Genomic DNA, 12,705 nt, shown 5'->3' on the forward strand with positions numbered 1-12,705 from the left:
CATGAATTTACGCAAGCAGGATCTCATCTTCTTCCTCTTCGGGCTCATCCTCTTTGCCGTTCTGCAGGGACTGATCACGGGGCGCGTCATCGGCTCCTTCTGGCAGCTGAACCTCCTGTTCCTCGGCATCAACATCATCCTGACGGCGAGCCTCAACCTCATCAACGGCTATACGGGACAGTTCTCGCTCGGCCATGCAGGATTCATGGCGGTCGGCGCCTATGTTGCCGCCATCCTGACGACGAACTTTCATGTGCCGTTTCCCCTCGCGCTCCTCGCAGGCGCAATCGCTGCAGCTTTCCTCGGCGTGCTCATCGGTCTGCCGACGCTGCGCCTTCGCGGCGACTACCTCGCCATTGCCACCTTGGGCCTCGGTGAAATCATCCGCGTCGTGCTCATCAACATCGACTACGTCGGCGGTGCGGCGGGCTTCAAGGGCATCGCGCGCGACACCAACTTCGCCTGGGTCTTCTTCGCCGTGTTCGTCACCTTGTTCTTCATCAAGAACTTCGTGAACTCCACGCACGGCCGCGCCTGCATCGCGATCCGAGAGGACGAGATCGCCGCCGAGGCCATGGGCATTCCGACGACGCGCTACAAGGTCATGGCGTTTGCCATCGGCGCAGGATTCGCAGGGCTCGGCGGCGGGCTCTTCGCGCACACGCTGACATATCTGAATCCGACGTCGTTCACGTTCATGCAGTCCTTTTTCTTCCTCATCATGGTCGTCTTGGGCGGCATGGGCTCTCTGACCGGCTCTGTCGTCGGCGCATTCTTCGTCACGATCCTGCAGGCGGCGCTCGCAGACTGGCCGGAATTTCGTATGATCATCTTCGCCGTCGCCTTGATCCTCTTCATGCTCTACCGCCCCAAGGGAATCTTCGGCTATGTGGAACTCACGGCATTCGGCCCGTTGAAGCGCATCTTCGGCAAAGGAGGTCAGACGAATGGCTGAATTACTGAAAGCGGACGGTCTCGCGCAAGTCTTCGGCGGTCTGCGCGCCGTGTCAAACTTCAACATGGTCATCGAAAAGGGTGAACTCATCGGTCTCATCGGGCCGAACGGCGCGGGCAAGACGACGGCGTTCAACATGATCACGGGCGTCTACCGTCCGACCGAGGGCGAGCTTACCTTCAACGGCAAGAGCATCGTCGGCAAGAAGCCCAGCGAGATCACGGCACGCGGCATCGCACGCACCTTCCAGAACATCCGCCTTTTCTCCGAGTTAAGCGTCCTTGAAAACGTCAAGATTGCCTACCACACGCGCACGAAGTACACGGTCGCCGAAGCCGTGCTTCGCCTTGGCAGGTATTTCAAAGAAGAGCGCGAAATAGAAGAGAAGGCGATGAAGCTTCTCGCCATCTTCCACCTCGAAAAGCAGGCGCACGAACTCGCGAAGAACCTGCCCTACGGCGCACAGCGGCGCCTTGAGATCGCGCGGGCTCTCGCCGCGAAGCCCAAGCTCCTCCTCTTGGATGAGCCGGCGGCCGGCATGAATCCGCAGGAGACGCAGGAACTCATGGAAATGATCCGTTGGATCAAGAAGGAATTCGGCTTGACGATCCTCCTCATCGAGCACGACATGAGCCTCGTCATGGGAATCTGCGAGCGCATCTACGTCCTCGAATACGGCGAAATCATCGCCGAGGGCACACCGAAAGAAATCAAGGAAAATCCCGAAGTCATTCGTGCCTATCTCGGCGGGGAGGCGTAAAGATGGCAGAAATCATGCTGAAAATCGACAACATCCACGTCTACTACGACGCGATCCACGCGCTGAAGGGCGTGAGCCTCGAAGTCCATAAGGGCGAGATCGTCACGCTCATCGGCGCGAACGGCGCGGGAAAGTCCACGACGCTGCGCACGGTGTCGGGACTGCTCGCGCCCAAGAGCGGCGGCATCTCCTTCCTCGGGGAAAACATCGCGGGCATGCCCGCGCACGAGATCGTCAAGCACGGCATCTCACAGGTGCCTGAAGGGCGGCGCATCTTCGCTGAGATGAGCGTGCAGGAAAACTTGGAGATGGGCGCTTTCACGCGCAAGGACAAGGCGGGGGTAGAAAAAGACTTCGAGATCGTCTACAACCGCTTCCCTCGCCTCAAGGAACGCCGCAAGCAGCAGGCGGGCACGCTCTCGGGCGGCGAGCAGCAAATGCTCGCGATGGGACGCGCCCTCATGAGCCGCCCGAAGCTCCTCCTCTTGGACGAGCCGTCGATGGGCCTTGCGCCGCTCCTCATCAAGGAGATCTTCTCCATCATCGAGGACATCAACCGCGAGGGCACGACCGTCCTCCTCGTCGAGCAGAACGCCAACATGGCGCTTTCCATCGCGCACCGCGCCTACGTCATGGAAACGGGCAGGATCACGCTCCAAGGCGCGGCAAAGGAACTCGCAGCGAGCGAAGATGTGCGAAAAGCCTATTTGGGCGGCTGAAACAGAGGAAAATCCGTTATCCGCGCTTCCTAAAGAAAGGATGCTGACAATGTTTGTAGCAAACCGCATGGCAAAAAACCCCTTCACCGTCACGCCGGACACGAAGGTCTCGGCCGCGAAGGATTTGATGAAGAAGCACCGCTTCCGCCGCCTGCCCGTCGTCGATGAAGACGGCAAGCTCGTCGGCTTCTTGAGCGACCGCGACATCATGCGCGTCTCGCCGTCGCCCGCGACGACGCTCTCGCGCTACGAGATCACCTCGCTCTTGGCGAAAATGTGCATCGGCGAAATCATGCAGAAGGAGGTCGTCTCCGTCAAGGATGACGCGACCATCGAGGAAGCCGCGCTCATCATGTACAACCACAAGATCGGCGGCCTGCCCGTCGTGTCGAGCGTCGGCGCCGTCGTCGGCGTCATCACGGAAACCGACATCTTCAAGACCTTCGTCGACGTCATGGGGCTGACGCACGGCAAGACGCGCTTCACCATCGCCGACGTCGGCGACAAAGTCGGCGTCGTGCGCGACCTCGGCGGCATCATCGCCGACTGCGGCTGCAACATCGACAGCCTCGTCACCTGCCAGCAGGACGACGGCAGCTACGAAATCGTCGTGCGCTTCGACACGACGGACAGCGAAGCCGTGAAAAAGAAGCTCGAAGAAAACGGCTTCCACGTCTCCCACGTCGTGAAAATCGGCTGATTGGGTAACGGCTCGTATGCGAAAACGTCCCAAGAACGCGAGCCAGCGGCGAAGCGCGATTGGACGACGTTGACCGTTGCTAACTTGACTTCTACTCGAAAAATTTGACGAGTTTCAGACTGTATTGTATAATAAGCATGGAAAAGGTGCTGTCGGTAAACGGTCAGCCCCTAAACGTTAGTGGAAGAATACCCCGCCTAAGTTGGAGACTGCAGGCGGGGCATTCTTATTTTGCCTTTAGCGCAACGACGCAGATCGTCACGCAGAAAACGAACGACAAAAAATCGTACAGTTCCATAAGCAACGCCCCCTTTCAGACCTATCCAAGAAGCAGCCCCGAAGGACGTGGCCGATTGGAAAAACAGGTCTAGTGCGAAAGCAACCCAATCATCGACGCGCAAATCGCATCGCACGATTGGTTGCCATTGACCGCTCAGGGGCTAAGAATTGACCGCCTACCGTTTTGGCAGCACCGCTTGTATTATAGCATAATATGTTAGACTATGGTTGACTTTCTGTTACTATTTTCCCGTACATCGTTCAATATTTTAGGTCATCCTTATCGAAAGGGGCGTTACCTATGAACAAGAATGATACACTGCAAGATGATGCGATTTCCTATATCGATTCTTTTCTGACCCCCGAAGAAATCGCCGAGAGCAATCTGCGCGTCGCCTTGATCGGCGAACTCATCAAGGCGCGCACCGAGCGGGGTGTCACGCAGAAGCAGCTTGAAGAGATGAGCGGCGTCAGCCAGCCTGTCATCGCACGCTTGGAGCGCGGCACGACGAGTCCGAACATCTCGACCGTCATGAAGCTTCTCGCCCCCTTGGGCAAGAAGCTTGCCATCGTTCCCTTGGAAAGCTAGAGAACACTGATACATTCAGAGCTGCCCTAAAAAACCGCCCGCAGCAGAAGCAAAAGCTCCTGCTGCGGGCGGTTTTTCTCTTCTTTTCATTCCTGCCCCATCGCATCAAGCAGCCACTGCCGCAGTACGAGGACGTGATTTTCTACGGCATTTTTGTTGGCGTAGACGAGCGTCACGGGGGATTCCTGCAACCAATCCCGGCACTTCGCGGCGAAGGCGGCGGCTTCGGGGCTTTTTTTCAACTCTTCGAGGTATGCCTTTCCGAAGAGATCGAAGTTCATCTCGCCGCTGTGGTAAAGCTTGCGCAGTTCGGGCGACGGCGTGACTTCCTTCGCCCACTCGCTCAATGCAGCACGTTCCTTCTTCATGCCGCGCGGCCACAGACGGTCGACAAGGATGCGCCTGCCGTCCGTCGGCGCAGGCTCTTCGTATATGCGCTTCATTTGCAGTTCGTATGCCATCGTGAAGACTCCCTTCCTTTGTACGGTCAAAAGCTACGTACCTTATCCTTTAAAATTTTCTATCCACAAATAGGCTTTGTAGAGCAATTTATCCAAATTAACCTGCTTCCAAGGACCCGGCAATTGAGTCACAAAATACGACCGCCCATACCAATTGCTCACGTCAGGCTGAAATTCATACTTTTTGATATCAACTAACTCGCCCGTATCACGTACAATAGACTTAACACGCATCGCCTTGTAATCTGTCCGATAGATAATACTATCACCATCTACATAATAATCCACATTTCCAACAGCTTTAAAGTTCATCGTCTCATAATAATAATCTGTTGCTTCGCCACTTCCCTGCCATAAGAACAAAACCAATACAAGAAAACATAAAGAACGAGCTTTCTGTTTCACTGTTCACACCTCCATCATAAAAACTGACGTTGCATACTTCTATTCTCCAATCTATATTCCTGCCTACCTCTCAAGATTTTTATTAAGATTTCTGTATGCCCGAAGCTTTTCAAAATATCAAACAGAATCGCCGTCATCCACCTCACTCGCGAAGAAAGTCCCTGTGTTACGCCTTGCTATCTCCTGCTGTTTCCGCTAGAATAAAAGTGTCATTCATCAAATCTTCCCAAGGAAAAGGAGACAATCCGATGGAAAAAATGCTGGAAAACGTGTTTCACTTGAAGGAAAACCGCACGACGGTGCAGACGGAGCTTCTGGCGGGGCTTACGACGTTCATGACGATGGCGTACATCCTCGCCGTGAACCCGCTGATCTTGAGCGCTGCGGGCATGGATGCGGGCGCGGTGTTCACGGCGACGGCGCTCGCTTCGGGCATCTCGTGCGTCCTCATGGCGTCATTCGCCAACCTGCCGTTCGCGCTGTCTTCCGCGATGGGACTCAACGCCTTCTTCGCCTACACGGTCGTCGGGCAGATGGGCTACTCGTGGCAGCTCGCATTGACAGCGGTTCTCGTCGAGGGTCTGATCTTCATCGCACTCTCCGTGACGAATGTGCGTGAGGCACTCTTCAATGCGATTCCGCTGACCTTGAAGAGCGCCGTCACCGTCGGCATCGGCTTCTTCATCACATTCATCGGCCTGCAGAACGCGCATGTCGTCGTCGCAGGTCCGAAGCTCGTCGCGCTCTTCTCGTTTCCCAAGGCGATGGCAGAAGGAACGTTCCACTCCGAGGGAATCACCGTCCTCCTCGCGCTCTTCGGCATCCTCCTGACCGCCGTGCTCGTCATAAAGAACATCAAGGGACACATCCTCATCGGCATCTTCGCCACCTGGGGGCTGGGCATCATCCTGGAGCTTCTCGGCATCTACATCCCCGATCCTGCACGCGGCTACTTCAGCCTCATGCCTTCGGGCATCATCGCGCCGCCCGTGTCGCTCGCGCCGACCTTCCTGCAATTTGACTTCCATGCAATCCTCTCGCTTGATTTCATCGTCGTCATCTTCGCCTTCCTCTTCGTCGACCTCTTCGATACGCTCGGCACGCTGATCGGCTGCGCCTCGCGCGCCGACATGCTCGACGAGAAAGGGCGTCTGCCGCGCGTCAAGGGAGCGCTCCTCGCCGACGCCTGCGGAACGGCGCTCGGCGCATGTCTGGGCACATCGACGATCTCGACCTACGTCGAGTCCTCGGCAGGCATCGTCGAAGGCGGGCGCACGGGACTGACAGCCGTGACAACGGCGATCTTCTTCCTCGTCGCGCTCTTCTTCTCACCGCTCTTCCTCGCCGTGCCGGGCTTCGCGACGGCGCCGGCGCTCGTCATCGTCGGCTTCCTCATGATGCAGCAGGTCGCAAAGATTCCTTGGGCGGACATCACCGAGGCGATCCCCTCTTTCATCTGCATCGCCGTCATGCCGTTCGCCTATTCCATCGCCGAGGGCATTGCATTCGGCATCATTTCCTACACACTGCTGCACGTCGCCTCAGGCAAGTTCCGCAACGTGACATGGCTCATGTACATCCTGACCGTGCTCTTCATCTTGAAATACGCTTGGCTCTGAGATATATCAACGTCAGAAAAAGGGCGGCGCATCCATCAAAACCGGTGGATGCGCCGCCCTTTTCCCATATTCATTCATACCTTCCGGCAAAGACCTTCTCGGCAGGCCCCGTCATGTAGACATGATTGTTCGCCGCCCACTCGATCTGCAGCCTGCCGCCGTCGAGCTGCACCTCGGCTTCTCTCTTCGTGCGTCCCGTGAGCGCGGCGGCGACAAGCGTCGCGCATGAGCCCGTGCCACACGCGAGCGTCACGGCAGCGCCGCGCTCCCAGACGCGCATGCGGATGTGGGAAGCGTCCTTGATTTCCGCAAACTCCACGTTTGTCTTCTTGGGGAACTTCTCGTGCCGCTCAAGGAGAGGCCCGAACTTTTCCATCGGCACGGCTTGTGCATCCTCGACGAAAATCACGCAGTGCGGGTTGCCCATGGAAACGCAGGTCATGGAAAACGTCTCGCCCTCCGCCTCGATCGGCTGCTCAATGACGCGTGATGCGCCAAAGCCCAGGACAGGAATGCGCTCGCCTTCAAGGATCGGCTCGCCCATATCGACGCGCACGCCCGTGAGCCTGCTGCCCGCAAGCTGCAGGCGCGGCACGAGGACGCCCGCGCCCGTCTCGACCGTGAATTCCGCCTCGTCGCTCAACCCTTCCGCATGGACAACGCCCGCGAAGCAGCGGATGCCGTTGCCGCACATCTCCGCCTCCGTGCCGTCCGCATTGAAGATGCGCATGCGAAAGTCCGCCTGCTGCGACGGCAGCACGAGAATCAGCCCGTCCGCGCCGATGCCGTAGTGACGGTCACAGACCCTTCGCGAGAGCGCCGCAAGGTCATCCGGGAGCTGCTCCCGAAAGCCGTTCACAAGGACGAAATCGTTGCCGCAGCCCTGCCATTTCGTAAAGGAAAACGCCATATTCTTACCCCCAGGAATGTTTTGCGAGGAAAGACCAGAAGGACGCGCCGAAAACTCGCTCCTTTTGGCGGCTTTCCTCCAGCACGCGCGCATCTGCCGCCATGCAGTTTTCCTTCATTGTAGCGAAGAACGAGCGCTTTGCCAAGCCTTTTTTGCCCGTCATGCCCTTGTGCAGCGACAACGGAGCGCCTTTTCCCAAAACATTCATAACGATCCCCCTTTGCAGATACCCCTATTGGTATTTTCATTATACATATAGGGGTATCTGCTGTCAAGAAAAAGCTCTTCGCGTCTTCATAGTGCCGACAAGCAGATGGAAGTCCTGCCACATATGAGAACCCATTCCTCGTCTGTAACTATGTATACATAATACCTTAGCAAAACAGTATACTTTTTCTGCCATTTGCGTTATTATATATGAGTGCTTAGCCGCACGATAGTTTTTTCTTATGAAGTTTCAAAGCAAAGGGGTAATCACGCATGACGGAAATGCAGCAGTATGTAGAGGACATCCTCGCCTCTATCGAAAAGAAGGATCCGCAGGAGAAGGAATATCACAACGTGGTCAAAGAAGTCCTGACCTCGATCGTGCCTGTCCTTGAGCAGCATCCCGAGTACAAGAAGCACAAGATCCTCGAGCGCATGGTCGAGCCGGAGCGCGTCGTCATGTTCCGCGTGCCTTGGGAGAACGACAAGGGCGAGGTTCAGGTCAACCGCGGCTACCGCGTGCAGGCGAACAGCGCCGTCGGCACCTACAAGGGCGGCCTGCGTTTCCATCCGAGTGTGACGCTCTCCATTTTGAAATTCCTCGCTTTCGAGCAGACGTTCAAGAACTCTTTGACGGGGCTTCCCATCGGCGGCGCCAAGGGCGGCTCGGACTTCGACCCGAAAGGCAAGAGCAACAACGAGGTCATGCGCTTCTGCCAGAGCTTCATGACGGAGCTCTATCGCCACATCGGCTCGATGGTCGATACGCCGGCAGGCGACATCGGCGTCGGCGGCCGTGAGATCGGCTACCTCTACGGTCAGTACAAGCGCATCGTCAACTCCTTTGATTCCGCTGTCCTCACGGGCAAGGGACTCGGCTACGGCGGCAGCCTCGCACGCACGGAAGCCACGGGCTACGGACTCCTCTACTTCATGAAGGAGATGCTCGAAGACAACGGCAAGAGCCTTGAGGGCAAGACCGTCGTCGTCTCCGGCTCGGGCAACGTCGCGACGTATGCGATTGAAAAGGCCATCGAATTCGGCGCAAAGCCCGTGACCTGCTCCGACTCGAACGGCTACGTCTATGACCCCGAGGGCATCGACCTCGCGCTCGTCAAGGAGATCAAGGAAGTGCGCCGCGGCCGCATCAAAGAATACGTCGAAAAGCGTCCGAACGCCGAGTACCACGAGGGATGCCGTGGCGTCTGGACGGTCAAGTGCGACATCGCCTTGCCGTGCGCGACGCAGAGCGAACTTGACATCGAGGGCGTCAAGGCGCTCGTGGCGAACGGCGTCATGGCCGTCGGCGAAGGCGCGAACATGCCGACGACGCTCGACGCGACGGAATACCTCTTGGAAAAGGGTGTTCTCTTCGCCCCCGCGAAGGCGGCAAACGCTGGCGGCGTCGCCGTCTCCGCGCTTGAAATGAGCCAGAACTCCGAGCGCCTGCACTGGACGTTCGAGGAAGTCGACAATCGCCTCAAGGGCATCATGAAGAACATCTATCAGAACTCCAAGAAGAACGCGGAGAAGTACGGCATGAAGGGCAACCTCATCGCCGGCGCCAACATCACAGCATTCCTCCACGTCGCAGATACGATGGTCGCACAGGGAATTGTCTAATACTGACCTATCCAAGAAGCAAGCCCGATGGGCGCAGCTGATTGGCCAATAGGCCGTATGCGAAAACGTCCCGTAGGTCAAGTCCGAAGGGCGCAGATGCGCAGCTGACGTTGACCGACACTGAGGCTTCTATGAAAATAACAACAGCCCGATGGGAATCTTCCCGTCGGGCTATTGTTTGCTCTGTTGCCTTATCCTTTGAACTTGCCATGACAATGCCGCTACCTTTCCAATCGTACACCTGGGAAACACTTTCCCTTCCGTGTCGAGCACAGCAAAGCCATGAATCACGCAATGCTATAGCTGTGCAAGTCTTGTATCGTCCCAAGCTTTCACGGCAGCATGAACATGAAATTCCATAAAGACGATTCTTCAAAAATCTCAGAAAGTCTTATTCAGTTTTTATATAATTACAAACATTTTGTGTGCATAGCGTAGACAATAAATTTTTATAATGAATAATAGTTGATTGAAGTTTCTCCGTAGGACTTTTTCTCTCGTTTCCGCGATGAACAAGCAAGACACATACAAACTTTCCTGCAGGGCTTTTTTTTTTCATGCCTTTACGATATAATAAAGAAGAAAATGAAAAAGTGAACCACATTCGTAATTTGGAAGGACTCTCAAGATTTGGACATGTATCCGATGGGCCTGCGCCTTGAAGGGCGCGCCGCGCTTGTCGCCGGCGGCGGGGCGGTGGCGCATCGAAAGGTGCGCGGGCTGCTCGCAGCAGGAGCGGCTGTGACCGTCGTCGCGCCCAAGCTTTCGCCGCCCTTGGTGGCACTTGCAGCCGACGGGCGCATCACTTGGCTCGCGCAGCTTGCGACGGCGGAGGTTTTCGCATCGCTGCCGCGTGCGCTCCTCGTCTTCTGTGCGACCGACGACCGTGCGGCGAACGCCGCCTTCGGCAAGGCGGCGAAAGAGGCCGGCGCGCTCGTCAACGATGCGACCGCGCCCGAGCTTTGCGACTTCTTCCTGCCGGCGGCTTTGCGAGACGGCGATCTCCTCGTCACGGTATCGACGGGCGGCGCATCGCCCGCACTCGCCCGCACGCTGAAGAAGCGGCTCGCCGCCCGCCTGGGCGCGAGCTGGGGCGACTGGCTCGAAAGGCTCGCCGGGCTGCGCGAGGAAGCGAAGGAACGCATCGAAGGAAGTGCAGGACGCGAGACGTTTTGGCGCGCGGCTCTTTCGGAGCATATTTTGAATCTTGTCGAAGAAGGCAGACTGGATGAGGCGGAGGCAGAGATAAGACATGCACTTGATTGTTTTGGGACTGAATCATAAGACGGCGCCCGTGGATGTGCGCGAGCGGTTTTCCATACCGAAGGACGCCATCCGCAAGGGGTTCCAGCATCTGGCGGAGTATGCCGATCTCCTTGAAGCGGTCGTGCTCTCGACGTGCAACCGCAGCGAGATCTACGCGGTGACGGCGGACGATGCACATGCGGGCGAGACCGTGCGCCGCTTTTTCTTCGACCTCACGGGAAACGACGAGGACGTCGAAGAATACCTTTACATGCACGAGGACGAAGAATGCATTCGTCACCTCTTCCGCGTGGCGGCGAGTCTTGATTCGCTCGTCCTCGGCGAGGGGCAGATTCTCTCGCAGGTCAAGCAGGCGTACGCGCTCGCACTCGAAGGCCACGCGACGAGCACCGTGCTGAACACGCTGTTTCACCGCGCGATTGCGACGGGAAAGCGCGTGCGCACGGAGACGCGCATCGCATGGAGCGCCGTGTCCGTCAGCTACGCGGCGGTCGAGCTGGCGAAGGACATCTTCGGCACGCTCGACAAGTCGAGCGTCCTGATCTTCGGCGCGGGAAAGATGGCGGAACTGACGGCCGAGCATCTCGTCTCGCACGGCGCGAAGAAGCTCTACATCGCGAATCGCCACATGGAAAAGGCCGAGGACTTTGCCGCTCGCTTCGGCGGCGAGGCCGTGCCATTTGAGCGCGCGATGGAAAAAGCCGAGGACGTCGACGTCGTCGTGACCTCGACGGGCGCGCCGCACTACGTCGTCAAGGCGTGGGAGACGCGCCACCTCATGACCCAGCGGAAGGGGCGGCCGCTCGTCTTCATCGACATCGCCGTGCCGCGCGACGTCGATCCCGAGGTCGAGGAAATCAAGGGCGTGAAGCTCTTCAATATCGACGCCTTGGAAGCCGTCGTCGACGATCACATGGAGGAGCGCAAGCAGGAGGCGGTCGAGGCCTCGCGCATCGTCGAGGAGGAGATTGTTTCCATCGAGAAGCGCTTCCAATACCTCTCGTGCCGCCCGCTGATGGCGCTCCTCTCCGAGCGCTGCGAGCGCATACGATGTCGTGAGATGCAGCGTGCGCACACGAAACTGCCCGAACTCACGGAGGAGCAGCAGCGTGCCGTCGACCACATGACGCGCATGATCGTCCGAAAGATCCTGCGCACGCCGATGATGAAGCTCAACGCATCGGCGGGGACGACGGACGAGGCATTCTACATCGAGGCGATGCGAAGCCTCTTCAAGCTTGATACGATAGGGGAGACGGGAACTTGTGAAGAAAGACACCATCGTTATAGGTACGCGCAGCAGTAAGCTTGCGCTCTGGCAGGCGGACTATATAGAGGCGAAGCTCCGGGAGAGATACCCGGAGCTTCATGTCGTACAAAAGCGCATGACGACGAAGGGCGACCGTGTGCTCGACGCGCCGTTGGCGAAGATCGGCGGCAAGGGACTTTTCACGAAGGAGCTTGAGCAGGCGATGCTCGCGGGAGAGATCGACCTCGCCGTGCACAGCCTCAAGGACATGCCGACGGAACTGCCCGAAGGACTCATGCTCGCCGCTGTGACCGAGCGTTTCGACCCCGGCGACGCCGTCGTGAGTCCGCGCTATCAAACACTCGCGAACCTTCCGCAAGGCGCGAAGGTCGGCACGTCGAGCCTTCGCCGCCGCGCACAGCTCCTCGCCAAGAGGCCCGACCTTGAGATCGTCAGCCTGCGCGGCAACGTGAACACGCGGCTCAAGAAACTCGAAGAGGAAAACTTCGATGCCATCATCCTCGCCGTCGCGGGACTCAAGCGCCTGGGCTTCCATGACCGCATCACCGAGGTTCTGTCGCGCGAAATCTGCCTGCCCGCCGTCGGACAAGGCGCACTCGCCATCGAGGCGCGTGCGGACGATGAGTCGACGCTCTCCCTGATCGCCTTCCTCGACGACGCGTCGACGCGTGCGGCTGCGAGAGCGGAACGCGCCTTCCTTGCACGCGTCGAGGGCGGCTGCCAGGTACCCGTCGGCGTCTACGCCGAGGCTGCGGACGAGGCGCTCGAAATGGAGGCGGTCATCGCCTCCATCGACGGCGAGCGCCTCTATCGCAAGAAGAAGGCGGGCAGCGCCCTTGACGCCGAGAAAATCGGCCGTGCGCTCGCCGAGGAACTGCTCGCCATGGGCGGCAAAGAAATCCTGCAGGAACTCGGCCTGCTGCAACCGTAAGGAGGAAAGCG

14 protein-coding genes are annotated in these 12,705 nt (G+C 58.0%); 10 read left to right on the forward strand and 4 right to left on the reverse strand.

From position 1 onward, the window contains the following. Nucleotide 1: 1 nt before the first annotated feature. The 5 genes from QZ177_RS07090 to QZ177_RS07110 all read left to right on the forward strand — a co-directional run bounded on the left by QZ177_RS07090 (nt 2) and on the right by QZ177_RS07110 (nt 4,002). Complete coding sequence (locus QZ177_RS07090) at nt 2–955, forward strand: branched-chain amino acid ABC transporter permease (protein WP_294176352.1); 954 nt, start codon at nt 2–4, stop codon at nt 953–955. Then, nucleotides 948–1,715, forward strand: coding sequence for an ABC transporter ATP-binding protein (locus tag QZ177_RS07095; RefSeq protein WP_006193556.1), 768 nt, complete (start codon nt 948–950; stop codon nt 1,713–1,715). Before QZ177_RS07090 ends, QZ177_RS07095 begins: the two co-directional genes overlap by 8 nt. 2 nt (nt 1,716–1,717) lie before the next feature. Further along, the gene (locus QZ177_RS07100) at nt 1,718–2,434 is read left to right on the forward strand and encodes an ABC transporter ATP-binding protein (RefSeq protein ID WP_294176353.1); all 717 of its coding nucleotides are present in this window, start codon (nt 1,718–1,720) and stop codon (nt 2,432–2,434) included. A 49-nt stretch (nt 2,435–2,483) separates the two neighbouring features. Continuing rightward, nucleotides 2,484–3,134, forward strand: coding sequence for a CBS and ACT domain-containing protein (locus QZ177_RS07105; RefSeq protein WP_009647098.1), 651 nt, complete (start codon nt 2,484–2,486; stop codon nt 3,132–3,134). A gap of 580 nt (nt 3,135–3,714) precedes the next feature. Further along, nucleotides 3,715–4,002 carry a helix-turn-helix transcriptional regulator gene (locus QZ177_RS07110; RefSeq protein ID WP_294176356.1) on the forward strand — a complete coding sequence of 96 codons (288 nt, stop codon included), beginning with the start codon at nt 3,715–3,717 and terminating at the stop codon, nt 4,000–4,002. Nucleotides 4,003–4,088: 86 nt separating this feature from the next. On the opposite strand, the gene QZ177_RS07115 is transcribed toward QZ177_RS07110, so the two are convergent. Beyond that, nucleotides 4,089–4,463: a DUF488 family protein gene (locus QZ177_RS07115; RefSeq protein ID WP_294176358.1), complete on the reverse strand. Its 375-nt coding sequence runs from the start codon at nt 4,461–4,463 to the stop codon at nt 4,089–4,091. A 42-nt stretch (nt 4,464–4,505) separates the two neighbouring features. Further along, the gene (locus QZ177_RS07120) at nt 4,506–4,868 is read right to left on the reverse strand and encodes a hypothetical protein (RefSeq protein WP_294176360.1); all 363 of its coding nucleotides are present in this window, start codon (nt 4,866–4,868) and stop codon (nt 4,506–4,508) included. A 248-nt stretch (nt 4,869–5,116) separates the two neighbouring features. Here QZ177_RS07120 and QZ177_RS07125 point away from each other — a divergent pair, with 248 nt between their 5' ends. Beyond that, nucleotides 5,117–6,487 (forward strand): NCS2 family permease, encoded by a 1,371-nt coding sequence (locus QZ177_RS07125; RefSeq protein ID WP_294176362.1) that lies wholly within the window; start codon nt 5,117–5,119, stop codon nt 6,485–6,487. A gap of 70 nt (nt 6,488–6,557) precedes the next feature. Here the strand turns inward: QZ177_RS07125 and dapF are convergent, their stop codons facing one another. Both dapF and QZ177_RS07135 read right to left on the reverse strand, forming a co-directional pair. Further along, nucleotides 6,558–7,397, reverse strand: coding sequence for a diaminopimelate epimerase (dapF, locus tag QZ177_RS07130; protein ID WP_294176364.1), 840 nt, complete (start codon nt 7,395–7,397; stop codon nt 6,558–6,560). A 4-nt stretch (nt 7,398–7,401) separates the two neighbouring features. Further along, nucleotides 7,402–7,605, reverse strand: a complete 204-nt coding sequence (locus QZ177_RS07135) for a hypothetical protein (protein WP_009647091.1) — start codon at nt 7,603–7,605, stop codon at nt 7,402–7,404. A 272-nt stretch (nt 7,606–7,877) separates the two neighbouring features. Between QZ177_RS07135 and gdhA the strand changes: the two genes are divergently transcribed. The 4 genes from gdhA (at nt 7,878) to hemC (ending at nt 12,694) form a co-directional block, all read left to right on the forward strand. Beyond that, nucleotides 7,878–9,227, forward strand: a complete 1,350-nt coding sequence (gene gdhA, locus QZ177_RS07140; RefSeq protein ID WP_294176367.1) for an NADP-specific glutamate dehydrogenase — start codon at nt 7,878–7,880, stop codon at nt 9,225–9,227. Between the two features lie 636 nt (nt 9,228–9,863). Then, complete coding sequence (locus tag QZ177_RS07145; RefSeq protein ID WP_294176404.1) at nt 9,864–10,511, forward strand: bifunctional precorrin-2 dehydrogenase/sirohydrochlorin ferrochelatase; 648 nt, start codon at nt 9,864–9,866, stop codon at nt 10,509–10,511. After that, a complete protein-coding gene (gene hemA / locus QZ177_RS07150; protein ID WP_294176368.1) occupies nt 10,480–11,799 on the forward strand; it encodes a glutamyl-tRNA reductase in 1,320 nt (439 codons plus the stop codon). The genes QZ177_RS07145 and hemA overlap by 32 nt, the downstream gene beginning before the upstream one ends. Next, nucleotides 11,759–12,694 (forward strand): hydroxymethylbilane synthase, encoded by a 936-nt coding sequence (hemC, locus tag QZ177_RS07155; RefSeq protein ID WP_294176370.1) that lies wholly within the window; start codon nt 11,759–11,761, stop codon nt 12,692–12,694. The genes hemA and hemC overlap by 41 nt, the downstream gene beginning before the upstream one ends. Nucleotides 12,695–12,705: the final 11 nt, after the last annotated feature.

It is taken from the genome of uncultured Selenomonas sp. (assembly GCA_905372355.1).
Classification (GTDB): Bacteria; Bacillota; Negativicutes; order Selenomonadales; family Selenomonadaceae; genus Selenomonas.

Coding starts and splice junctions, on each gene's coding strand:
- QZ177_RS07110 (WP_294176356.1), top strand. CDS start 3,715: ATGAACAAGAATGATACACTGCAAGATGATGCGATTTCCTATATCGAT.
- QZ177_RS07105 (WP_009647098.1), top strand. CDS start 2,484: ATGTTTGTAGCAAACCGCATGGCAAAAAACCCCTTCACCGTCACGCCG.
- dapF (WP_294176364.1), bottom strand. CDS start 7,397: ATGGCGTTTTCCTTTACGAAATGGCAGGGCTGCGGCAACGATTTCGTC.
- QZ177_RS07135 (WP_009647091.1), bottom strand. CDS start 7,605: ATGAATGTTTTGGGAAAAGGCGCTCCGTTGTCGCTGCACAAGGGCATG.
- gdhA (WP_294176367.1), top strand. CDS start 7,878: ATGACGGAAATGCAGCAGTATGTAGAGGACATCCTCGCCTCTATCGAA.
- QZ177_RS07095 (WP_006193556.1), top strand. CDS start 948: ATGGCTGAATTACTGAAAGCGGACGGTCTCGCGCAAGTCTTCGGCGGT.
- QZ177_RS07145 (WP_294176404.1), top strand. CDS start 9,864: ATGTATCCGATGGGCCTGCGCCTTGAAGGGCGCGCCGCGCTTGTCGCC.
- hemA (WP_294176368.1), top strand. CDS start 10,480: ATGCACTTGATTGTTTTGGGACTGAATCATAAGACGGCGCCCGTGGAT.
- QZ177_RS07090 (WP_294176352.1), top strand. CDS start 2: ATGAATTTACGCAAGCAGGATCTCATCTTCTTCCTCTTCGGGCTCATC.
- QZ177_RS07100 (WP_294176353.1), top strand. CDS start 1,718: ATGGCAGAAATCATGCTGAAAATCGACAACATCCACGTCTACTACGAC.
- QZ177_RS07115 (WP_294176358.1), bottom strand. CDS start 4,463: ATGGCATACGAACTGCAAATGAAGCGCATATACGAAGAGCCTGCGCCG.
- QZ177_RS07125 (WP_294176362.1), top strand. CDS start 5,117: ATGGAAAAAATGCTGGAAAACGTGTTTCACTTGAAGGAAAACCGCACG.